This window comes from Lactobacillus pasteurii DSM 23907 = CRBIP 24.76 (genome assembly GCF_000297025.1).
Taxonomy (GTDB): domain Bacteria; phylum Bacillota; class Bacilli; order Lactobacillales; family Lactobacillaceae; genus Lactobacillus; species Lactobacillus pasteurii.
The window spans coordinates 26,943-49,578 of the sequence record NZ_CAKD01000008.1; the positions used below are offsets into that span (position 1 = coordinate 26,943).

General features: G+C 40.3%; 20 protein-coding genes. 12 read left to right on the forward strand and 8 right to left on the reverse strand.

From position 1 onward, the window contains the following. Window positions 1-256 precede the first annotated feature (256 nt). The 7 genes from BN53_RS09820 to rpmH form a co-directional block, all read right to left on the reverse strand. Window positions 257-1,192, reverse strand: coding sequence for an ATP-binding cassette domain-containing protein (locus tag BN53_RS09820; RefSeq protein WP_009559168.1), 936 nt, complete (start codon window positions 1,190-1,192; stop codon window positions 257-259). Window positions 1,193-1,199: 7 nt separating this feature from the next. Further along, complete coding sequence (locus BN53_RS09825) at window positions 1,200-1,877, reverse strand: hypothetical protein (RefSeq protein WP_236695142.1); 678 nt, start codon at window positions 1,875-1,877, stop codon at window positions 1,200-1,202. A 128-nt stretch (window positions 1,878-2,005) separates the two neighbouring features. Further along, window positions 2,006-3,895 carry a tRNA uridine-5-carboxymethylaminomethyl(34) synthesis enzyme MnmG gene (mnmG, locus tag BN53_RS01735; RefSeq protein WP_009559170.1) on the reverse strand — a complete coding sequence of 630 codons (1,890 nt, stop codon included), beginning with the start codon at window positions 3,893-3,895 and terminating at the stop codon, window positions 2,006-2,008. A 14-nt stretch (window positions 3,896-3,909) separates the two neighbouring features. Next, window positions 3,910-5,295 (reverse strand): tRNA uridine-5-carboxymethylaminomethyl(34) synthesis GTPase MnmE, encoded by a 1,386-nt coding sequence (mnmE, locus tag BN53_RS01740; protein WP_009559171.1) that lies wholly within the window; start codon window positions 5,293-5,295, stop codon window positions 3,910-3,912. Window positions 5,296-5,407: 112 nt separating this feature from the next. Beyond that, the gene (locus tag BN53_RS01745; RefSeq protein WP_133286405.1) at window positions 5,408-6,277 is read right to left on the reverse strand and encodes a YidC/Oxa1 family membrane protein insertase; all 870 of its coding nucleotides are present in this window, start codon (window positions 6,275-6,277) and stop codon (window positions 5,408-5,410) included. Beyond that, on the reverse strand, window positions 6,258-6,647 hold the full coding sequence (gene rnpA / locus BN53_RS01750) for a ribonuclease P protein component (RefSeq protein WP_009559173.1): 390 nt from the start codon (window positions 6,645-6,647) through the stop codon (window positions 6,258-6,260). Before rnpA ends, BN53_RS01745 begins: the two co-directional genes overlap by 20 nt. Before the next feature lie 51 nt (window positions 6,648-6,698). Further along, the gene (gene rpmH, locus BN53_RS01755; RefSeq protein ID WP_008472873.1) at window positions 6,699-6,839 is read right to left on the reverse strand and encodes a 50S ribosomal protein L34; all 141 of its coding nucleotides are present in this window, start codon (window positions 6,837-6,839) and stop codon (window positions 6,699-6,701) included. 468 nt (window positions 6,840-7,307) lie between these two features. Between rpmH and dnaA the strand changes: the two genes are divergently transcribed. The 12 genes from dnaA to dnaB all read left to right on the forward strand — a co-directional run bounded on the left by dnaA (window position 7,308) and on the right by dnaB (window position 21,338). After that, on the forward strand, window positions 7,308-8,672 hold the full coding sequence (gene dnaA, locus BN53_RS01760; protein ID WP_009559174.1) for a chromosomal replication initiator protein DnaA: 1,365 nt from the start codon (window positions 7,308-7,310) through the stop codon (window positions 8,670-8,672). 167 nt (window positions 8,673-8,839) lie between these two features. Further along, the gene (dnaN, locus tag BN53_RS01765; protein ID WP_009559175.1) at window positions 8,840-9,970 is read left to right on the forward strand and encodes a DNA polymerase III subunit beta; all 1,131 of its coding nucleotides are present in this window, start codon (window positions 8,840-8,842) and stop codon (window positions 9,968-9,970) included. Between the two features lie 227 nt (window positions 9,971-10,197). Beyond that, window positions 10,198-10,419, forward strand: coding sequence for a S4 domain-containing protein YaaA (gene yaaA, locus BN53_RS01770; RefSeq protein ID WP_009559176.1), 222 nt, complete (start codon window positions 10,198-10,200; stop codon window positions 10,417-10,419). Continuing rightward, the gene (gene recF, locus BN53_RS01775; protein WP_009559177.1) at window positions 10,419-11,543 is read left to right on the forward strand and encodes a DNA replication/repair protein RecF; all 1,125 of its coding nucleotides are present in this window, start codon (window positions 10,419-10,421) and stop codon (window positions 11,541-11,543) included. The genes yaaA and recF overlap by 1 nt, the downstream gene beginning before the upstream one ends. 5 nt (window positions 11,544-11,548) lie before the next feature. Continuing rightward, a complete protein-coding gene (gene gyrB, locus BN53_RS01780) occupies window positions 11,549-13,513 on the forward strand; it encodes a DNA topoisomerase (ATP-hydrolyzing) subunit B (protein WP_009559178.1) in 1,965 nt (654 codons plus the stop codon). 11 nt (window positions 13,514-13,524) lie between these two features. Further along, window positions 13,525-15,981 carry a DNA gyrase subunit A gene (gene gyrA / locus BN53_RS01785; protein ID WP_009559179.1) on the forward strand — a complete coding sequence of 819 codons (2,457 nt, stop codon included), beginning with the start codon at window positions 13,525-13,527 and terminating at the stop codon, window positions 15,979-15,981. Between the two features lie 210 nt (window positions 15,982-16,191). Continuing rightward, window positions 16,192-16,488, forward strand: coding sequence for a 30S ribosomal protein S6 (rpsF, locus tag BN53_RS01790; protein WP_009559180.1), 297 nt, complete (start codon window positions 16,192-16,194; stop codon window positions 16,486-16,488). A gap of 46 nt (window positions 16,489-16,534) precedes the next feature. Continuing rightward, on the forward strand, window positions 16,535-17,038 hold the full coding sequence (ssb, locus tag BN53_RS01795; protein ID WP_009559181.1) for a single-stranded DNA-binding protein: 504 nt from the start codon (window positions 16,535-16,537) through the stop codon (window positions 17,036-17,038). A gap of 32 nt (window positions 17,039-17,070) precedes the next feature. Beyond that, complete coding sequence (gene rpsR, locus BN53_RS01800) at window positions 17,071-17,310, forward strand: 30S ribosomal protein S18 (RefSeq protein ID WP_009559182.1); 240 nt, start codon at window positions 17,071-17,073, stop codon at window positions 17,308-17,310. A gap of 134 nt (window positions 17,311-17,444) precedes the next feature. Further along, the gene (locus BN53_RS01805; protein ID WP_009559183.1) at window positions 17,445-19,466 is read left to right on the forward strand and encodes a DHH family phosphoesterase; all 2,022 of its coding nucleotides are present in this window, start codon (window positions 17,445-17,447) and stop codon (window positions 19,464-19,466) included. Between the two features lie 12 nt (window positions 19,467-19,478). Continuing rightward, the gene (gene rplI, locus BN53_RS01810; RefSeq protein ID WP_009559184.1) at window positions 19,479-19,931 is read left to right on the forward strand and encodes a 50S ribosomal protein L9; all 453 of its coding nucleotides are present in this window, start codon (window positions 19,479-19,481) and stop codon (window positions 19,929-19,931) included. 21 nt (window positions 19,932-19,952) lie between these two features. Beyond that, the gene (gene dnaB / locus BN53_RS01815) at window positions 19,953-21,338 is read left to right on the forward strand and encodes a replicative DNA helicase (protein ID WP_009559185.1); all 1,386 of its coding nucleotides are present in this window, start codon (window positions 19,953-19,955) and stop codon (window positions 21,336-21,338) included. Window positions 21,339-21,383: 45 nt separating this feature from the next. Here the strand turns inward: dnaB and ribD are convergent, their stop codons facing one another. Then, window positions 21,384-22,463, reverse strand: a complete 1,080-nt coding sequence (gene ribD, locus BN53_RS01820) for a bifunctional diaminohydroxyphosphoribosylaminopyrimidine deaminase/5-amino-6-(5-phosphoribosylamino)uracil reductase RibD (RefSeq protein WP_009559186.1) — start codon at window positions 22,461-22,463, stop codon at window positions 21,384-21,386. Between the last annotated feature and the right edge of the window lie 173 nt (window positions 22,464-22,636).

A 22,636-nucleotide genomic window follows, 5' to 3' on the forward strand; every position in this document is an offset into this window, starting at 1 on the left:
AACGCTTTTTAAAAGATTGTGAATTCACAAACTTTGACGTGTAATACAGTGCCATCGGCTGTATGATAGCGTTTTTAAATGTGAATTGCTTACCAAAAGCAAGTACTATTTTTTAAATATGCTATATTTGTATAAATACGAATAGTTTAATTTTTGAAAAAATTTTTTTGTTTTTTGAAAAGTTAAAGTTATTTTTACCCGATTCAGAGAGTTTTACTTCTTAACTTATCAGCAATAATTAAAGCTCAAAAGCGTATTAGTCATGCCTAATTTTATAATTTTCTATTTTCCAAGAATCGAAGCCATATTCTTTCATCAATTCAAAATTAATATGATGAGCACTTTCAATAATCGTCTTAGGTGTATTATAGAGAATTTTTCTAATTGCATCTGAATTTTTATCATCAAGTGCCGCCGTAATTTCATCTAATAGGATAATTGGGCAGTCGCGTAAAAGTGCCCTTGCAATCACTAATCTTTGCCTTTGCCCACCTGATAAATCTTCTTTTTCCGGATGAATGACCCTGTTTAAAGGTTCCTTTCCTAATTCACTAGCTAAACCTACCTGTTCCAAGAGATCTAACAATTGTTTATCAGTAAAGCTCTCACCTAAAGACAAATTATCTTTAACTGTTCCCTGAAATATCCAAGGAATTTGAGCAATGTAAACTGATTGATTTGGATTAGGGTCAATACCGCCAATCCTTATCATGCCACTATCTGCTTTAAGCAAACCTGAAATTAGATTAAGTAACGTGCTTTTCCCTGATCCTGAAGGTCCTTGAAGTAAAATTTTCTTACCATAGGGTAGATCAAAATTTATATTTTGATAAATTGGACTTCCTTCATAAGATAGATTAACATCAACAAATTTGATATCTGGCTTAACACTTTCTACCTTACTGTCTTCAAAAATGTCATCCCTAACCAATTTGATTTTTCTAATTTCGCTAGTGCTGGCAACTTGTGCCCAATATTGCATTAATCCTCGAAAATTTTGAACAACACTATTAGCTGATAATGTTAATGAAAGCAAAGAACTGATCGTCACTGAAAATTGATTCGTAGTAATAAAATAAAAACCTATTGCCCAAGGTACAACAATTGCCAAGACGGTAAACATTAAGTTAGCATATTGGATCCACCATTGTAGATTTTCTTGTTTCAATAGCGTGCCTTCGCTAGTTTCCACATCTTGGCTAACCTCTAACCTTTTTAAAAAATGGTAATTGGACTTGATACTGCAAAATATCACGTAAGCCATTAAACCAATCGCTAGCTGATCGCATCATTTTACTATTTTCATCGCTCCATTGCTTACCTAATTTTCCTAATTTATTTTTGCCAAAAAGCATTGGAATTAAACTTAAACATGAAAAAGCGACAAAAATTATTCCCATTAACAAATTTACTCGTAAAACATAGACTGTAGAAATAATTGCTGCCGTACCAGTTGATAAAATTCCGGCAATGACAGCAAAATATTGCTCATCAATTTTAGTTGCATCATTACTAATATGGTTCAAACCACTGCTAGCATCTTCTCTCAATGCAAAACTATTGATTAGCATTGCCTTCTTTAGCTTAACCCTTAGACGCTTGCGTGCAATATTGATGAAAATATTTTGCAAGACAATCGCAGTATAAGTGGCGATAAAAATCACCGTGCTTTCAAGCAAAAATAAAATTAGATCTGCACTGCTTTTACCAACTAAATTTGGAAATTGTCCTAAAATTATCCCATTAATAACCCCTTCAAAACCACCGGCAACTAGCATAAGAACAATAAAAAATAACAACCATACCGGTAAATTCTTAATAATCCATTTGAAATTTACATTCATAATTATTACAGCTTTCATTATTAAAAATATCATACAGTTTACAGCTCTTATCATGCTAAAAAATGTTTATCTAAATATTGTATTGATAAAAAAGACAAAATAAAAACCAGTCCGCATTTTACGAACTGGTAATTAATTTAAGATCTTTTTCTGTTTAGTAATTATTTTTTCTGGTAGCGTCCATTTTGAATATAAACACTCAAAATTGCCAAGTCAGCTGGATTTACACCAGAGATTCTTTCTGCCTGAGCTAGCGTTTCAGGACGAATCTTTTCAAACTTTTGTCTAGCTTCAGTCGCCAAGCCTTCAATTGCATTGTAATCAATGTCTACTGGAATCTTCTTGGCTTCTTGTCTACGTAGACGATCAATCCGGATTTTTTCCTTCTTTATGTATCCTTCATATTTGATATTGATTTCAATCTGCTCTTTGACATAGCGATCATCTGAAATCTTTTCACCAGTCAAACGTTCAATATCATTGATTGTCACTCTAGGACGACGCAAGAAGATGTCCGCCTTCAAGCCGTTGCTGAGTGGATCTTCGCCAACATTAGCCAAGTAATTTTGAATAGCTTCTGTTGGGTGAATGGTAATTGTTGCTAGGTGTGCTCTAGCAGCTTCGATTTCTGCTTTCTTAGCTTCAAATGCTTCAAAGCGATCGTCTGAAATCAAGCCTAATTCTCTACCATAAGGAGTCAAACGCAAGTCTGCATTGTCATGACGCAAAATCAAACGGTATTCTGCTCTAGAAGTTAACAAACGATATGGTTCGTCAGTTCCCTTGGTTACTAGGTCATCGATCAAAACGCCGATATAAGCTTCATCCCTACCCAAAGTAAAGCCTGGCTTATCTTGTGCTCTCAAAGCTGCATTGATTCCGGCAATCAAACCTTGTCCAGCAGCTTCTTCATAGCCGGAAGTTCCGTTCATTTGACCAGCTGTAAACAAATTCTTGATGTTCTTGGTTTCCAAGGTGTGAGTCAATTGCCATGGGTCGATCACGTCATATTCGATTGCATAACCTGGACGCATCATTTCCGCATGTTCTAAGCCTGGGATCGTGTGGAGCATTTCCAATTGAACTTCTTCTGGCATTGAAGTTGAAAAGTCTCCAACATAGACTTCCTTAGTATTGCGACCTTCTGGTTCCAAGAACAATTGATGACGATCCTTATCTGCAAAGCGCACTACCTTAGTTTCAATTGATGGACAATAACGCGGGCCTACTCCGACAATATCGCCACTGAACATTGGTGAACGGTCCAGATTGGCATTGATAATGTCATGGGTTCTGGTATTAGTGTAGGTCATCCAGCATGAAATTTGATCGCGCAAGTAATCTTCGTCTTTTGATTCATAAGAAAAGTGTCTTGGAATTTCATCCCCTGGCTCTTCTTCAGTCTTAGAATAATCAACGGTATTGCCGTTAACTCTTGGAGGAGTACCAGTCTTAAAGCGGCGCAACTTAAAGCCAAGTCTTTCCAAGTTTTCTGACAACTTAATTGCTGGCAAGGTGTTGTTTGGACCAGATGAATAATTCAATTCACCAATGAAGATTCTGCCTCGAGCGGCTGTCCCCGTAGTAAGGACGACACTTTTAGCATGGTATCTAGCACCGGTATTGGTAATAACACCCTTGCAGATTCCATCTTCAACTAACAAGTCATCAACCAATGCCTGACGCAAAGTCAAGTTCTCAGTGTTTTCGATTACGTCCTTCATATGTTCGTGGTATAGCCACTTGTCAGCTTGAGCTCTCAAGGCTCTAACTGCTGGTCCCTTGCCAGTGTTAAGCATCCGCATTTGGATGTAAGTGGCATCGATATTTCTACCCATTTCACCGCCTAGAGCATCGATTTCTCTAACTACGGTTCCTTTAGCAGGACCACCAACTGATGGATTACATGGCATAAAAGCAACCATATCAAGCCCAATTGTCAAAAGTAGCGTCTTTTGACCCATTCTGGCACTGGCCAAGGCTGCTTCTGAACCAGCATGACCAGCCCCAACCACAATTACATCATATTCGTTTGAATCGTATTTCTTCATTAAGTTCTACCCCTTTACTTGCCTAAACAGAATTGACTAAATAAAGCATTGACCAATTCGTCAGGCGCGCTATCACCGGTAATTTCGCCTAAAGTTTCCCAGGCTCCGGTAAAGTCAATTTGTGCAATATCAACTGGCACTTCATCTTCTAGTGCCTTAATCACATCAAGCAGCTCCTGTTTGGACTTATTAAGTAGGCCAGTCTGGCGCTGGTTGGTAACTAGAATTTGATCGTTAGAATTTTCAATGCCGGCAAAGAACAATTTCTTGATCATGTCTTCTAGATCAGCCATATTCTTTTGCTTGAGAATAGAAGTTGTCACAACTTCGCTACCAGTTAATTCTTTGACTGCGTCAACCGTCAATACTTGACCAAGATCCATCTTATTCAAAACGATAATTCGCTTCTTGTCAGCTGTCATCTCGAGCAGCTTGCGATCTTCTTCAGTCAAGTCATGGCTAGCGTCGATCAATAGCAAAACTAAGTCTGCTTGACTAAGCGCTTTTTGCGAGCGCTCAACCCCAATTTTTTCAACCTTATCTTCAGTGTCATGAATCCCAGCAGTATCAATCAACTTCAATGGAACGCCTCTGACTGAAACGTATTCCTCCAAGGTGTCTCTAGTTGTACCAGCAACGTCAGTTACGATTGCCTTATCGCTTTGAGTCAAATAGTTCAATAAGGAAGACTTGCCGACGTTAGGCTGACCAACAATCGCTGTAGCTAGGCCATTGCGCAAGATAGTTCCTTCCTGGGCAGTTTGCAATAATTGATCGATTTGGTCGATAACCTTTTGCGAGGTTTCAGTCATTTGCTTAGCGGTAATCTGGTCGGCATCGTATTCAGGATAATCAATGTTAACTTCAACATTGGCCAAAGTGTCCAAAATTTCCTGTCTCATCTGGCGAATCTTAGTCAGAAGTCCTCCGGCTAACTGTCCGACAGCCACTTGACGTGCTTTATCGGTTTTGGCACGGACGATATCCATCACGCTTTCGGCCTGAGTCAAATCGATTCTGCCGTTAACAAAGGCCCGCTTGGTAAATTCTCCTGGGTCAGCCATTCTAGCGCCATTTGCTAGTAAAAGCTGCAAGATATGATTGGTAACCACAATTCCACCGTGGCAATTAATTTCAACGATATCTTCGCGAGTGAAAGTCTTAGGCGCTCTCAAGACACTTACCATCGCTTCATCGATCGTCATCTTTTTAGCTGGATCTACGATATGACCATAATGAATCGTGTGAGAATCAACTGCTTCAAGATCCTTGCCCTTGAATACTCGATTGGCAATCTTGATTGCATCTTCGCCAGACATCCGCACGATTGAAATACCACCTTCGCCAATTGGAGTCGAAATGGCAGCAATTGTATCAAATTCAGTTAAAGTTCTAACCATAGTAATCTGTCCTTTTTTCAATAAAAAAAGCGCAATATGCCATCACGAAATAGATCATGATGGATAAAGCACTTTGACTACTTTATCTAAAAATGATTTTTAGATTCATTATTTACTTTTTACGTCCTATACGTTTGTATGCCCTACGCAATTTACGCTTACGCTCACGTTCTGCCGTAGCTTTAGCTTCTTGCTCACGTTGATACTTGAACGGATTTTGCAAGAAGAAAGTTTGAATTGCCTGGAACAAGTTGGAAACTACCCAGTAGAGTGAGATTGCTGATTGGAAGAAGATAGCGTAAACACCAACCAGTAAAGACATTGCATACATCATGATCTTAGAAGTCATGTTTTGGCTCGACTTTGGAATTGACATCTGACTGATGTAAGTTGAGACAAAAGTAAAGGCAACTGCTAAGACTGGCATTACGTAGTATGGATCCGGCTTACCAAGGTCCATCCATAAGAAATGTCCGTTTTGCAATTCCGGCGTCTTCACAATAGAATCATACAATGCATACATAACTGGCAACTGAATCAATAAAGGTAGGCATCCAGCATATGGATTGACTCCTGCCTCTTTATATAGCTTGTTGGTTTCTTGGCTCAACAATTGTCTTGATTCAGCATCACGACCTGGATACTTCTTTTGCAAAGCTTGTACTTCTGGCTGAATTTGTTGCATCTTAGTTGAACTCTTGATTGACATTGCGTTCAGTGGCAACAAAATCACTCTGACGATAATGGTGAAGACAACGATTGTCATACCATAATTCTTGCCCATTAGGTCAGATAGCCACAACAAGAATTGCGACATATAGTAGATAATCCAACGATCCCACCAGCTGCCGCTAGTATGGGAAACTGAATGAGTCGTTGGCTGACCATTAGAAGCACATCCAGTAAGCACAACAGCAAGCCCAACTACTGCCAAGACAGCTAACAAGCGCTTGATATTTCTCTTATTCAGAATGTCTTTCACTCTCATTTTCCTCGATTTCATCTGGCATTTCATCAATGACGTGAGCTAAGGACAAAGCATGCAATAAATTACAACGCACCTTAGTCATGTCAAAATTACGAGCGTATGGCCGAGCAATTATCAAAAAATCAATTTTAGGATTAATTTTTGCCTTTTCCTCGGTAAGTACAGCCCGAATGTAACGTTTGAGTCGATTACGAGCTACAGCCGTATGACCGACTTTCTTGCCCACAGAAATTCCTACTCGAAAGTGTTTGTTTTCTGCTCGTTCTATTTTATAGATAACAAATGCTCGATTAGCGACTGAATCACCAGCTTCAAATACCTGCTGAAAATCCTTTTCAGATTTTACACGATAAGATTTTCTCAAAACGTTTCATTCCACTCTAAAGACTAAAAAAACCACTGGGATTTCAGTGGTTTAAGCAGATAGTACTTTTCTACCTTTTGCACGGCGTCTTGCTAAAACCTTGCGGCCATTTGCTGTACTCATACGCTTCATGAAACCATGAACACGTGAACGGTGACGCTTCTTTGGTTGGTAAGTTCTCTTAGTTGTCATTTATTGCACCTCCATATAATTTTGCGCTAACTGCACAATTTATTACTAAGGATAGCATGATTCGCCCAAAAATCCAAGTAAAAAATATAAAAAAATGATTGACAGAATAACTCAAACCTGATTTTTTGTCCGCTATTTGTGGATAAATCTCAGAAGAAAAATTTGAATTTGCCAAAAGCACACATCTTCTCCAGAGAGTTATCCACAATGAACACCATGTTGAAAACTGATTCCACAAGGTGTGGAAAAATAATTAAAAATCCGCATCTATTTGCGAGATTTCAATATTTTTTGTGCACAAGTGGCTTGTTTATAAGTCCATCTATTCAAATAGTAACATCTGTTATTAAAAGAATGTTAAATTTACTTTCCACACCCTGTTAATTCTGAATAATATTTATTCACTTGTGGAAAACATCGTCTTAAAATGCTAAAATTAGTTTGCTTTAATATTTGGAGGAATTAACTTTGTTTGATCTTGATAAATTTTGGCAACACTTCAACGATGAAATGCGTACGCAATTTAATGAAGTTGCCTACAATGCATGGTTTAAAAATACGAGGCCTTTGTCCTACGACAAAAATAGCCATGAATTGCTGATTGCCGTCCAAAATCCTGTATCTAAAGGTTATTGGGAGAAAAATCTTTCTTCTCAATTAATTCAATCAGCTTATGGTTATGCCGGTTTAGAAATCTTACCTGTCTTTCAAATCGAAGGCCAAGCCGGCCCAGAACGTCTTGTTACGCCAAAGCCTCATCACGAAATCCCTATTCCCAAGGCAGAACCTCGCCGAGATGAATTTACCAAGGATTTAAAGCTAAATGACAAATACACTTTCGATAATTTTGTCCAAGGTGAAGGCAACAAATTAGCTGCCGGAGCAGCTCTAGCCGTAGCTGATTCACCAGGTAGCTTTTACAATCCTTTATTTATCTTTGGTGGAGTAGGTCTTGGTAAGACTCACTTGATGCAGGCAATCGGCCATCAAATGTTATCGGAGCGCCCTCATGCTAAGGTAGTTTATATTCAGAGTGAGACCTTTGTAAATGACTTCATCAACTCAATCAAAAATAAAACACAGGACCAATTTAGAGAAAAATATCGGACCTGTGATTTACTTTTAGTAGATGATATTCAATTTTTTGCAAAAAAAGAAGGTATTCAGGAAGAATTCTTCCATACCTTCGAAACGCTTTATAACGATCAAAAACAAATCGTTATGACCAGCGACCGCTTGCCAACTGAAATTCCTGACCTATCTGAGCGTTTAGTATCTCGCTTTACTTGGGGCTTGCAAGTCGAAATTACGCCACCTGACTTAGAAACTAGAATCGCAATTTTGCGCAAAAAGTCAGAAGGAGAAGGCTTAACTATCGACGACAATACGCTCGACTATATTGCTTCGCAAGTTGACACCAACATTCGTGAACTTGAAGGAGCCTTGGTCAAAGTTCAGGCGCATGCAACAATTGAAAGAGAAGATATTAATGTCACTTTGGCTAGAGAAGCCTTAGCCGACTTGAAACTAGTTCAAAAAACGCGCGGCCTGCAAATCTCGAAAATTCAAGAAGTCGTGGCTAATTATTTCCAAACTTCAACGATTGAATTAAAAGGAAAAAAGCGGGTGCGGCAAATTGTTATTCCGCGCCAAATAGCCATGTACTTATCGCGCGAATTAACTGATTCCAGCTTGCCAAAAATTGGCCAAGAATTCGGCGGCAAAGATCATACGACCGTGATGCATGCCGTTGAAAAAATTCAGCGTCAGGTAAAAACCGACTCTGAAATTAAGGCAGCCATTTATGATTTGAAGCAGATGCTTGATCGGTAGATTGTGGAAAAAGCTCAAAATTATCCACAAACTATTAACCGGCGCTTTTTTGAAATATTTGGGTTAATTAGAGTTTTCCACAGGATTCACAGACCCTACTACTACTAATTACTTAAATATATAAACAATAAATATACCGTACTCAGAAATTCTATTAAGGAGTTTATATGAAATTTACTATCAATCGTAATTTATTTATCGAAAACTTGAACAACGTTATGCGCGCGATTTCTTCACGTGCATCAATTCCAATTTTGGCAGGTATCAAGATTGACCTTTATGAAGATCAATTAGTATTGACAGGTAGCGATACTGATATTTCAATTGAAATTACCTTGCCAAGCAGCGATGATTTAACCATCGAATCAACTGGTTCAATTGTTTTGTCAGCTAGATTCTTTAGTGAAATCATTAAGAAGTTGCCAGGGAAAGATTTTTCATTTGAAGTAATTAGCAACACCCAAATCAAGATCAAATCTGAAAATAGCGAATTTACAGTTAATGGCCTAGATGCAAACAACTATCCAAGATTGCCAGAAATTTCAACTGAGTCCGCTTTTGTTATCGGTGGAAAAGTTTTAAGAGAAATTATCAATGAAACTCAATTTGCCGTAGCTACTCAAGAAAGTCGCTTGATTTTAAGCGGGGTTCACTTTACTTTTAGCGCCGATGCGATTAAGGCCGTGGCAACTGACTCACACCGTCTGTCAGAAAGAAGCATTGCTTTGAATAACGGACCACAAGTTGCTACCGACTTGATTATCCCAGGTCGTAATTTACAGGAATTATCAAGAATTATCGGCGAAACTGATCCGGAAATCACAGTTTGCCCAGGCGAAAATCAAGTCCTATGCAAGATTGGCAATATTTCATTCTACTCACGCTTATTAGAAGGCAATTATCCTGACACAGATCGCTTGCTTCCAACTGAAAGCACTACTAGCGTAGAATTCGACTTGGCTGATCTTTCTAGCGCACTTGATCGTGCCAGTCTTTTGACTCACGTTGGTCGCAACAACGTGGTTGATTTGAACTTAGACGTTGAAAACCAAAAGGTCATTTTGAGCGGTACCTCTGCAGAAATTGGTAATGTTGAAGAAGAAATTAGCTTCAAGAGCTTAACTGGAGACAACTTGAAGATTTCATTCAACCCTGACTACTTGCGCGATGCCTTGCGTGCTTCAGTGACTGATGCAATTATGATGAAATTTACTCAACCATTGCGTCCATTCACCGTAACTCCAAATAAGAGCGATATTGAATTTATTCAATTGATTACGCCAGTTAGAACATTTTAGTAAAAGCATCCTGATTCAGATCTAGATAAACTTGCCTGAGTCAGGATGCTTTTTTGATGTAAAATTCGCTACAATTTCAAAAAATTACGCTGAATTAATTTTATGATCATTGACTATGAAAAGGCTTATTATAAAAAAAACGCTCAGATCGGCTAAAAATGGCTAATAAGTTTGTTTTTTAATTGATTTACTAATATAATTATATAGGTAAGTAAAAGGCATAGAAGGTGAGTATTATCAAGGTTTTTGTAGTAAAAGGCGAATATATAACTTTGAGCCAGTTCTTAAAAGAAGAGAGCATTATTTCATCAGGTGGTCAGGCTAAGTGGTATTTGCAAGATAACCCCGTAATTTTAAATGGCGAGTCAGAAAATCGTCGCGGCAAGAAATTGCGCGCAGGAGACGAGCTGGAAGTTAATGGGGAAGTTTACAAGTTCCAGGAACAATAATGTATCTTGATCATTTTATTGCGCAGAATTATCGAAATTTAACGATGGTCGATACCCATTTCGATAAGAACGTGAATATTTTTATTGGCAAAAATGCGCAAGGAAAAACCAACTTGTTGGAGTCGATTTATTTTTTGGCTTTGACTAGGTCACATCGAACTAGCAGCGATCGAGAATTGATTGCCTTTGATAAGGACTATACCAATATCATGGGCCAAGTTCATAAACATGGGCGCGAATTCGATTTGCGCGTGCTCATTAGCAAAAAAGGTAAAAAAGTTTGGATTAATCGGGTTGAGCAAAGCAAACTTTCTAAGTATGTTGGACAGCTCAACGCGATCCTTTTTTCGCCTGAGGATTTGGAATTAATCAAGGGTGCTCCAAGCTTGAGGCGCAAGTTTATGGACCAGGAATTTGGCCAAATCAATTCTGAATACTTGTATTTTGCAAGCAAGTATCGCCAGGTTCTGCAACAAAAGAATAATTATTTAAAGCAACTAGCCAGAGGGCAAGCAAAGGACCAAATCTTTTTAGATGTTTTATCTGATCAGCTGGCAGGAATTGCGGCTGAGATAATTTTTAGGCGAGTGCAGTTTTTGAATTATCTAAATGATCAAGCCCAAGAGGCTTATGAGCATATCAGCTTAGCTAGCGAAAAGCTAACCATCCGGTATCGTCCGTCAGTTAGCGAGATTAAGCCGAGCGACAGCGTAGAGGAGATTTATCAAAAGCTGCAGCTTGCTTTTAAAAATAATAAAGCAGCTGAAATTAAGAAGGCTACGACCTTGCTTGGCCCTCATCGCGATGATATTGCATTCTTCTTAAATGGCAAGGATGCTCATCTGTATGCCTCACAAGGACAACAGCGCTCAATTGCTTTAAGCATCAAGTTGGCTGAAATCAAATTAGTGCATCATGTGACCAAAGAATATCCATTGTTGCTATTGGATGATGTAATGAGTGAATTGGATCATGGGCGTCAGAGTGCGCTTTTAAATTATATTCATGGCAAGACTCAAACGTTTATTACAACTACAGATTTGGAAGGTATTTCCTGGGAAATAATAAAACAACCCAAGATCTATCATTTGGAATCTGGCGTAGTTAGTTTAGAAAAGGAGTAAATTAAATGGCTGACAATCAAGATCAGAAGCTTGAAGAAATCAAAAAATACGAACAAGAAGCTGATAAGTACAACGCTAGCCAAATTCAAGTCTTGGGCGGACTAGAAGCTGTTAGAAAACGTCCAGGAATGTATATTGGATCAACTAGTTCGCAAGGCTTGCACCACTTGGTTTGGGAAATTATTGATAACAGTATCGATGAACGCTTAGCAGGCTTTGCGACCAAGATTGAAATCACTGTCAACGAAGATGGCAGCGTAACTGTTCAAGATGATGGTCGTGGAATCCCAGTCGATATTCAAGAAAAAACTGGCCGTCCTGCGCTAGAAACTGTTTTTACAGTGCTTCACGCCGGTGGTAAGTTTGGCGGCGGAGGATACAAGGTATCTGGTGGTTTGCACGGGGTAGGTGCCTCAGTTGTTAACGCCTTGTCAACTAAGTTGAATGTAACGGTTATGAGAGATAGCAAAGTTTACGCTATTTCATTTGATCATGGCCGCGTTAAGGAAGATATGAAGCAGGTTGGTACTTGCGATCCAACTGAACATGGTACAATCGTTCATTTCTACCCAGACCCAGATATTTTTACCGAAACTATTGTCTTTGACGACAAGATCTTAAAGAATCGTATTCGCGAGTTAGCCTTTTTGAACAAAGGCCTTAAGCTAACCTTTACTGATAAGCGCAAGGAAACTGCCGAAACTGACGTATATCACTTTGAAGGTGGTATCAAGGAATACGTTGCCTTTTTGAACAAAGACACTAGCGTTTTATTTGATGATCCAATCTATGTTGAAGGCGACTATGATGGAATTAATGTTGAAGTTGCCTTGCAATACACTACTGGCTATAAGACGACTTTGATGACTTTTGCCAACAACATCCACACTTATGAAGGTGGGATGCACGAGGCTGGTTTTAAGAGTGCCTTGACTAGAGTGGTTAACGATTATGCCCACAAGGCTAAGCTGCTTAAGGAAAATGACGACAATCTTTTGGGTGAAGATATCCGCGAAGGAATGACTGCCGTTATTTCTGTCAAGCACCCTAACCCACAATTTGAAGGTCAGACTAAGACTAAGCTTGGCAACTCTAATGCTAGAACTGCAGTTGACCGTGCCTTTTCTGAAACCTTTAACCGCTTCTTGATGGAAAATCCAGCAGTTGGCCGCAAGATTGTTGAAAAGGCGCAATTAGCTGAAAAAGCTAGAACAGCTGCTAAGCGTGCGCGTGAAGTTACTCGTAAGAAGTCTGGTCTAGAAATCGCCAATTTACCTGGGAAATTAGCTGATAACACTAGTAACGATCCAACTATTTCTGAATTGTTCATCGTCGAAGGTAACTCAGCTGGCGGTTCTGCTAAGCAAGGCCGTTCTCGTTTGACACAAGCTATTTTGCCAATCAGAGGTAAGATCTTGAACGTTGAAAAGGCCTCAATGGACCGTATCTTGGCTAACCAAGAAATTAGATCTCTCTTTACGGCTTTAGGTACAGGCTTTGGTGCAGACTTTGACGTTGAAAAGGCACGCTACCACAAGTTGATCATCATGACTGATGCCGATGTCGATGGAGCCCACATTAGAACCTTGCTTTTGACGCTATTTTACAATTACATGCGTCCAATGATCGACAAAGGATATGTCTACATCGCTCGTCCACCTCTTTACCAAGTTCGCCAAGGTAAGGTGGTTAAATACCTAGATACTGATGAAGAATTGCATGATTATCTTGGCAGCTTGCAACCAAGCCCTAAGCCAACTGTTCAACGCTACAAGGGGTTAGGTGAAATGGATGCTGATCAACTTTGGGAAACTACTATGAATCCTGAAAACCGTCGCTTAGATCGTGTTAGCCCTGAATATGCAAAGAATGCCGATGAAGTATTCGAATTGTTGATGGGTAACGAAGTAGGTCCAAGACGTGATTTTATTCAAAATAATGCTAAATATGTCGAAAACTTGGATGCTTAGGGGGCAAATTGATGGATAACGAAAATCAAACTCAAGATCATAGAATTCGCAACGTTGATCTGACTGAAACCATGCGTAGTTCTTTCTTGGACTATGCAATGTCAGTTATCGTTGCCAGAGCTTTGCCTGATGTTAGAGATGGATTGAAGCCAGTACAGCGACGTATTTTATACGGAATGAGCGAATTGGGTTTAATGCCAGATAAGCCATTTAAAAAGTCAGCCAGAATTGTTGGGGAAGTAATGGGTAAGTTCCACCCACACGGAGACTCATCAATCTATTTAGCAATGGCGCATATGGCGCAAGACTTCTCATACCGCTACATGCTAGTTGATGGACATGGTAACTTTGGTTCAGTCGATGGCGATGAGCCTGCAGCCATGCGTTATACTGAAGCTAGAATGAGCAAGATTGCCGTTGAAATGCTTCGCGACATCAACAAAAATACGGTTGATTGGCAAAGAAACTACGATGACACCGAAAATGAACCAACAGTTTTGCCAGCTAGAATTCCTAACTTGCTTGTAAACGGAACTAACGGTATTGCCGTTGGTATGACTACCAACATTCCGCCACACAACTTGAACGAAGTTATTTCTGGCTTGCACATGTTGATGAAAGATCCAGACGTAACAACCAAGGACTTGATGAAGGCTATTCCTGGACCAGATTTCCCAACCGGCGGAATTATTATGGGCCGGGGCGGAATTTACCGTGCTTATGAATCAGGCAAGGGCAACATTGTTGTTCGCGCTAAGACCACCATTGAAACTGAAAAGTCAGGTCGTGAAAAGATCATCGTGAGCGAATTGCCTTACATGGTCAACAAGGCTGAATTGATCAAAAAGATCGTAGAATTGGCTAGAGCTAAGACCATTGATGGAATTACTGGTATTCGCGATGAAACTGACCAAACTGGTATGCGCATTACGATCGATATTCGTAGGGATGCTAGTGCGAGCGTTGTTTTGAATAATTTATTCAAGGAAACGCAAATGCAAACCAACTTCGGTATGAACATGGTTGCCATCGTTGATGGCGCACCACATTTCTTGACCTTAAAGGAAATGCTGGTTCACTACCTTAACCACCAAGAAAACGTGGTTACTCGCAGAACCAAGTTCGAATTAGCTAAGGCCGAAGCTAGAGCGCACATCTTAGAAGGTTTGCGCATTGCCTTAGATCATATTGACGAAATCGTTAACTTGATTCGCTCAAGCAAATCAAGCGATATTGCCAAGGCTGGTTTGATCAGTCGCTTTGGCTTAGACGACAAGCAAGCACAAGCCATTCTTGATATGCGTATGGTTCGCTTGACTGGCTTAGAGCGCGACAAGGTTGAAGCTGAATACAATGAATTGCAAACCAGAATTGCAGATTACAAGGATATTTTGGCTAAGCCTGAAAGAATCGATCAAATTATTTACGAAGAATTGCTTGAAATTCAAAAGCGCTATGGCGACGAGCGTAGAACTGAAATTGGTGCTAGCGAAGTTGTTTCAATCGAAGATGAAGACTTGATTGAAAAGCAAGATATCTTGTTGACATTGACTCACAACGGCTACATCAAGCGCATGCCAATTACTGAATTCAAGACCCAAAACCGTGGCGGCAAGGGTATCAAGGGTATGGGCGTTCAAGATGGCGACTTTACTGAACACTTGATTTACTCAAGTACGCACGATATGCTCTTGCTCTTTACTAACGCCGGCAAGGTTTACTCCAAGAAGGCTTACGAAATTCCAGAATACGGTAGAACTGCCAAGGGCTTGCCAATCGTTAACCTTTTGCAATTAGATAAGGGCGAAAAGATTCAGACCGTCATCAATATTCCAGAAGACGCTGACGACAACTACTTATTCTTTATCACTAAGATGGGTGTAGTTAAGCGTACGCACGTTAGCGAATTTGCGAATATTAGAAACAGCGGTTTGATTGCCTTGTCATTGCGCGACGGGGATGAACTAAGCAACGTCTTGACAACTGATGGTCAGCAAAACATCTTGATTGGTACTCACCTTGGCTATGCGGTAACGTTTAGCGAAAGCGATGTTCGTCCAATGGGTAGAACCGCTACTGGTGTTCGAGGAATCAACTTGCGCGAAAATGACTACGTAATTGGTTCTGACGTAATTAAGCCAGATGACGAAGTTTTAGTAATTTCTGAAAAAGGTTACGGCAAGAGAACTTCTGCCAGCGAATACCCAATCAAGGGCCGCGGCGGCAAGGGTATCAAGACTGCCAACATTACCGAAAAGAACGGTCCACTTGCTGGTATTACGATTGTTAACGGTGACGAAGATTTGATGTTGATCACAACCGACGGAATTATGATCCGCTTTAAGGCACAAAATGTTTCCCAAACAGGTCGAAGCACTTTGGGCGTTCGTTTGATCAAGGTTGAAGAAGATAGCCAAGTAGCAAGTCTAGCAACGGTTCCGGCTGAAGAAATCGAAGAAACAGAATAAATTTTTTGAAAAAATTTGAAAAATAAAAAAATTATCGGCATTTTTTGCGTATATATACTATGGGGAATAAATTTTCCCGGATCACGTGAAAATTGTTGGTAATTTTTTATTTATATGCTAGAATTAAAAATTGCGAGTAATAATTTTTCATTACTCCTTGTTCTTGATTCTAGCAAGAACCATTTAGTCCATAGGGAGGTGCAATAGTTTATGGCAATTACTAAGTACGAAGTAACTTACATTATTAAGCCAGACCTTGATGAAGAATCAAAGAAGGCTCTCGTTGAAAACTACGATAAGGTTATCGTTGACAACGGTGGTACTATGGTTGAATCCAAAGACTGGGGCAAGCGTCGTTTTGCATACGAAATTGAAAAGTACCGTGAAGGTGTTTACCACATCATGACTTTCACTGCAGAAAACGCTGAAGCAGTTAACGAATTTAGCCGTTTATCAAAGATTGACTCAGCAGTATTGCGTTCAATGACTGTTAAGTTAGACAAATAATTATCGTTAAATTTTTATCGTAATTTAGGAAAGGGAGGACCTAAGTATGATTAATAGAGTTGTACTTGTTGGCCGATTAACACGTGATCCTGAATTGCGTACTACTGGGAGTGGAATCTCGGTTGCTACGTTTACTCTTGCTGTTGACCGTCAATTCTCGAATGCTCAAGGCGAGAGAGGCGCAGACTTTATCAGTTGTGTAATTTGGAGAAAGGCAGCAGAAAATTTTGCTAACTTTACTTCCAAGGGTTCACTAGTTGGTATCGATGGCCGAATTCAAACCAGAAGCTACGATAATAAAGATGGGCAAAGAGTTTATGTGACTGAAGTTATCGTTGATAACTTCTCACTGCTTGAATCACGCAGAGACCGTGAAGCCCGCATTCAAAATGGTGGTTATAACCAACCTGCTGGAAATAATTCTTTCCCAGCAAGTAACGGAACGCCAATTGCAAACAGCAATCCTGCTCCTGCTCCTGCTCAACCACAAGATCCATTTGCTGGTTCAGGGGATGCAATTGATATTTCAGACGATGATTTACCATTTTAATTAAATAGAATTTAAAGAAAGGACCTAGGGATATGGCTCAACAAAGAAGAGGTGGCGCACGTCGCCGTCGTAAGGTTGACTACATTGCAGCTAACCACATCGAATACGTTGACTACAAGGATGTTGATCTGTTGAAACGTTTTATCTCAGAAAGAGGTAAGATTTTACCACGTCGTGTCACTGGCACTAGCGCAAAGAATCAACGTAAAGTAGCAAATGCTATTAAGAGAGCTCGTATTATGGGCTTGTTGCCATTTGTTGCTGAAGACTAAGATAGTCAGGCGAAAGCTGAGGAGAAATCCTCGGCTTTTTTTATTCGGAAAATCGAAAACATATTTTTTGCGAATTATCTCCATAAGGTATAATAATAGTTAAGTGTTATTAACAACTATAGGAAGGACCTTTCATGCAAGATTTTTTACGTAAGCTTGAATTGCCCGTCTTTATTAAAGATTCACGGCTAACAGCTTCCTTGATAATCGTTATCGGGCTGTCGTTTTTAGGCAGTATTATTGGGATGCTGATGGACCCTTTGTTTGGGTTAGCATTATTCTTGATCTTTATTTTGACAGTTGCTTTTGCAATTTATGGTGTTTACGTTTTAGCTGGCAATGCGAATAATTTCGCGGTTAATTTGTCTTATCGGATAAAACGTAGCGAGCAAGAAGCAATGATTAAGATGCCGTTGGGTATTCTGCTTTATGACAAAGATTTTCAAATTCAGTGGGTTAATCCATATTTGCAGCTTTATTTAAAAGAAAATGATCTGATTGGACACACGATCGAGACTGTCGATCCTGATTTGTTCAAGTTGTTAAATGAAGCTTTGGAGGCAAAGACTGCAGAAAATCATGTGGTTTCCTGGGATGGTCACCAATTCGAAATGGTGGTTCAGGCCGATTTGGGAGTAATTTATCTGCTAGATATTTCGCGCTATGCCAAGATCGAGGCTAAATATAAGGCAGAGAGATTGGCAATTGGACAAATCTTTATCGATAACTACGACGAACTAAGCGAAACTATGCACGACCAAGAGCTCAGCCAGATGAGTTCTTATGTGCAAAATACGCTAAGCGACTATGCGCAAAATTATCATGCTTATCTAAAGCGAATTGATGAAGATCACTTTTTGCTGATCACGCACATGCAAGATTTGCTGCAGCTTGAAAAAGATAAGTTTTCAGTTTTGGATAAAATTCGTCAGGAAACTAGTCGAAGCAATACTCCTTTGACTTTATCGGTTGGTATTGCCTATGGCAGCTCGTCACTGACAGAAATTGCAAATCAAGCTCAATCTAATCTAGATTTGGCTTTAGGCCGAGGCGGAGACCAGGTTGTTTTGCGGGCTCCAGGCAAGGAAGCTAAGTACTACGGTGGCAAGTCCAATCCAATGGAGCGCCGGACTAGAGTTAGGGCTAGAATGGTTTCGCAAGCCTTGAGTGAATTAGTCAAGGATGCAGACAGAGTCTTTGTTGTGGGACATGCTCGGCCAGACATGGACTCAGTTGGTAGCGGGATCGGCGTAGTCAAGATTGCTCGCTTGCATGGCGTTAAAGCCAACTTTGTGTTAGATGCTAACAAAACCAACTACGATGTTGGCCGACTAGTTGCTAGAATTGGCCAGCAAAAAGTCGACAGCGATATTTTTATCGATCCTAGTCTGGCCTTAGAGCAAGTAACGGATAAGTCCTTATTAGTAATGGTTGACCACTCGAAATATTCTATTACTTACTCAAAGCCGTTGTATGATCGACTAAAAAATCGGATAATTGTAATTGACCACCATCGCCGGGGCGAGGAATTCCCAGAAAATCCGATGCTGACCTATGTTGAACCTTATGCTTCTTCTGCTTCAGAGCTGGTAGCAGAAATGATCGAATACCAGCAGCCAGCTGGATCGCAGCAGGTTCTAACCGACCTAGAAGCAACGGGGATGCTGGCCGGGATCGTGGTGGATTCCAAAGAATTTTCACTTCGAACTGGCACCAGAACTTTCGATGCAGCCAGCTATTTGCGCTCAATTGGTGCAGATACTTCATTAGTTAGCGTGCTATTGAAAGAAGACAAGGAAAGCTTCTTGCAGCGCACCCATTTGGTTGCAACGCTAGAGATGGTTCGACCAAAGATGGCTGTTTTGGCTGGGCCAGACAATCAGATCATCGATCCAATCATTACCGCTCAGGCAGCTGATACGGCGCTAGATCTAGAAAATATCGGCGCAAGTTTTGCCATTACGCGTAGAAGCAGCGACATGGTAGGTATCTCGGCTCGGTCGATGGGCAAAATCAATGTTCAATTGATCATGGAAAAATTAGGCGGAGGTGGCCATTTATCCAATGCGGCAACGCAACTCAAGGATGTAACAGTGGATCAGGCCAAAGAGAAGCTTTTGCAGGCAATTGATCAATACGAGCAAGAAAACGAATAAGGAGGCAAAATTATGAAGGTTATTTTTACACAAGATGTTAGAGGACGTGGCAAGCGCGGAGAAGTTAAGAACGTACCAGATGGATATGCACAAAACTTCTTGTTCAAGCAAGGCTTAGCTAAGCCTGCCAGCAAGGGAAACATGCACACTTTAGAGCGAGTAGCTGCTAATGAAAAGGCAGCATACGAAGCTGAAAAAGCTGAAGCTCAAAAGGTTAAGGCATTGCTTGAAAAAGACGAAACGGTTGTTAACTTCAAGTCTAAGGCTGGTGCAGATTCTAGATTGTTTGGTTCAATCTCAAGCAAACGAATCGTTGAAGGCTTGGAAGAACAATACGGAATTAAGATCGACAAGCGCAAATTAAGCCTCCCTGAGCCAATTAAAGCTTTGGGTTATACAAATGTACCAGTCAAGCTTTTCAAGGGCGTAGAAGCTACTATTCGCGTTCACATTACAGAACAATAAAAAAGAAGTTAGGTGCGATTAATGGATAATATTGTATCGCAACAAATTCCTCGCGATGCCGAGGCTGAAAAAGCTGTTTTGGGTGCGATCTTTATCGATCCAGAAGCAATTGCAGATGCCAGTTCGATTGTTCAGCCGGAAGATTTTTATGAACGAGCAAATCGGATCATTTTCCAGGCAATGCTGGATTTATCCGACCGACAAGATGCAATCGACTTATTGACCTTGCAAGATGAACTTAGCAAGAAAAATCAATTAGACGATATTGGCGGAATAGCTTATATTTCCCAATTAGCTTTAGCAACGCCTACAGCAGAGCATATTAACTATTATGCTCAAATCGTGCACCGCAAAGCCATTTTGCGAAACTTAATTGCGGCCAGTCAGAAGATCATTGCTGATGCAATGGAAGATTCTGATGATGTTACAGATATTCTCGACAACGCTGAAAGCCAGATCATGAATGTCTCCTCAGAAAACAATACTGGGGGTTTTAGACAGATTAAGCAGGTCATCAATGCCACGCTGGAAGAAATCAACAATATTCCAGACGATGGAAATTTGGTGACGGGCCTGCCAACAGGCTTTTCTGAACTAGATAAGATGACGACGGGTTTTCATGAAGATGAATTGATCATCGTGGCTGCTAGACCTGGTGTTGGTAAAACTTCTTTTGCCATGAATATTGCTCAATTCGTTGGACTTCATACTGATAAAACAGTGGCTGTCTTTTCTCTAGAAATGAGCGGCGAGCAGTTAGTTCAAAGAATGATCGCTTCAGAAGGTTTGATCAATTCGCAGCACTTGCGAACAGGAAAGCTGGACGAAGAAGAATGGAGCAAGTTGATCATGGCTTCAGGGTCGCTAGCTAATACAAGCATTTATATCGATGATACGCCCGGAATCAAAATGAGCGAAATTAGAGCCAAATCTCGCCGGTTGGCTAAAGAAAAGGGCAATCTAGGGTTAGTCGTGATCGACTACTTGCAGCTTATTGAAGGTCCTAGAAGCGAATCGCGGCAACAAGAAGTCTCGGCAATTTCGCGTCAATTGAAAAAGTTGGCCAAGGAATTGCACGTGCCAGTAATTGCCTTGTCACAGCTATCTCGTTCGGTTGAACAAAGACAGGACAAGCGACCAGTTTTGTCAGATATTCGTGAATCTGGATCAATTGAACAGGATGCGGATATCGTTTCATTCTTGTATCGTGATGATTACTACCGCGATGAACAAGAAGAGGGCGACGATGCTGGCAACGTAAGCAAGGATGGCGGCGAAGATGATAGCGGGGAAATTGAAGTTATCATTGAAAAGAACCGTTCTGGTAGTCGGGGGACGGTAAAATTAATGTTTACCAAACCTTACAACCGCTTCTCCAATTTGGATTATGCACATACAGAACCATAAAAAAGCAGATGTTCGTAGAGAGCATCTGCTTTTTTGCCTGCAATTTTACCATTCAGTGTAGGCATCGGTATTTTTGACTGGCTTTTTGACATCGCCAGCAATGCGGATATTGTCGTCTAAAGTCTCAACCTTAATATTCTCTAGATCTAAGCTGCGGGAAGGAACAGGACCGCTAATGCCGATCTCGCCAAAGTAAATTGGCTTGACATAGTCAACGATCGCATCGACTAAGCCTTCATCCATAAAGGACTTTTCAACGCTAGGACCACCTTCAACGTAAAGGGATTGAATTTCTTCAGCGCGCAAGAGGTCAAGTACTTCGCCTAAAGTGCCAGTCGACATTTCAAAGACGCGGACATGGTCTTTGAAGTTGATTTTCTTCAAGTTGAGATTTTCGGTAAAAATCCAGGTAGGAGCTTTTTCATCGTTTAAGGCATTAAGTCCTTGATGATTCAATAGGCGTCCTCTGCGATCTAAAATCACGCGAATTGGTGGAAAATCAGTCTCAACGCTAGTCAAGAGGTTAGGATTGTCTTGAATCACGGTTGAACTGCCGATGATAATTGCTTGATAATTAGCCCGCTCTAAGTGAATACGATTGATTACGGCAGGGTTGTTCAGTACTACTCTAGGGCTGTTAGCAGCACTTACCATGTGATCCAAGCTGTTAGTTTGCTTAACGGTGATAAATGGACGACCATTTTCGTAGAAGTAATTGAAGTGTTGGTTTAATTGTCTAGCTTCTTTTTCCAAAATGCCTACTTTGACGTTAATCTTCTTGTCTAATAGGCGCTCAACTGCGTGGCTGCCTCTAGGGTCAGTTTGACCAATCACAACTTGATCAATACCAGACTTGATAATCAAATCGGTACATGAGCCACCTTCGGAAAAACTAGCACAAGGTTCAAAGTTGGTATATAAAGTTGCACCTTGAAGTTGAGCTGAATCAAGCGAAGAAATCAGTCGCTTGATAATGTGGTCTTGGCCAAAATTGTCCTGGTGACCTTGAGCAATGATTTGATCGTCTTTAACGATGATTGCGCCAATGATGGGGTCTTTATGAGTTTGGTAACGTCCCTTAATTGCTTCTTCTAAAGCAAGTTGCATATATTTTTTATTGTCCATATTCTACCTTCTAACATAACTTTCTTAACAAAATCTACTCCTATCATAAAACCGCTTACATAATTATGTCAACTTGAAAGGCTTGAATTTTTAGAATTGGTATAACTAAATAGATTAGCCATTTCATGTGAAAGCCTTTACATGGATGGGATGCATTTTTATAATTAAATTAG

Coding starts and splice junctions, on each gene's coding strand:
- BN53_RS09825 (WP_236695142.1), bottom strand. CDS start 1,877: ATGATATTTTTAATAATGAAAGCTGTAATAATTATGAATGTAAATTTC.
- mnmG (WP_009559170.1), bottom strand. CDS start 3,895: ATGAAGAAATACGATTCAAACGAATATGATGTAATTGTGGTTGGGGCT.
- mnmE (WP_009559171.1), bottom strand. CDS start 5,295: ATGGTTAGAACTTTAACTGAATTTGATACAATTGCTGCCATTTCGACT.
- rpmH (WP_008472873.1), bottom strand. CDS start 6,839: ATGACAACTAAGAGAACTTACCAACCAAAGAAGCGTCACCGTTCACGT.
- dnaN (WP_009559175.1), top strand. CDS start 8,840: ATGAAATTTACTATCAATCGTAATTTATTTATCGAAAACTTGAACAAC.
- recF (WP_009559177.1), top strand. CDS start 10,419: ATGTATCTTGATCATTTTATTGCGCAGAATTATCGAAATTTAACGATG.
- gyrB (WP_009559178.1), top strand. CDS start 11,549: ATGGCTGACAATCAAGATCAGAAGCTTGAAGAAATCAAAAAATACGAA.
- gyrA (WP_009559179.1), top strand. CDS start 13,525: ATGGATAACGAAAATCAAACTCAAGATCATAGAATTCGCAACGTTGAT.
- rpsF (WP_009559180.1), top strand. CDS start 16,192: ATGGCAATTACTAAGTACGAAGTAACTTACATTATTAAGCCAGACCTT.
- ssb (WP_009559181.1), top strand. CDS start 16,535: ATGATTAATAGAGTTGTACTTGTTGGCCGATTAACACGTGATCCTGAA.
- rpsR (WP_009559182.1), top strand. CDS start 17,071: ATGGCTCAACAAAGAAGAGGTGGCGCACGTCGCCGTCGTAAGGTTGAC.
- BN53_RS01805 (WP_009559183.1), top strand. CDS start 17,445: ATGCAAGATTTTTTACGTAAGCTTGAATTGCCCGTCTTTATTAAAGAT.
- rplI (WP_009559184.1), top strand. CDS start 19,479: ATGAAGGTTATTTTTACACAAGATGTTAGAGGACGTGGCAAGCGCGGA.
- dnaB (WP_009559185.1), top strand. CDS start 19,953: ATGGATAATATTGTATCGCAACAAATTCCTCGCGATGCCGAGGCTGAA.
- ribD (WP_009559186.1), bottom strand. CDS start 22,463: ATGGACAATAAAAAATATATGCAACTTGCTTTAGAAGAAGCAATTAAG.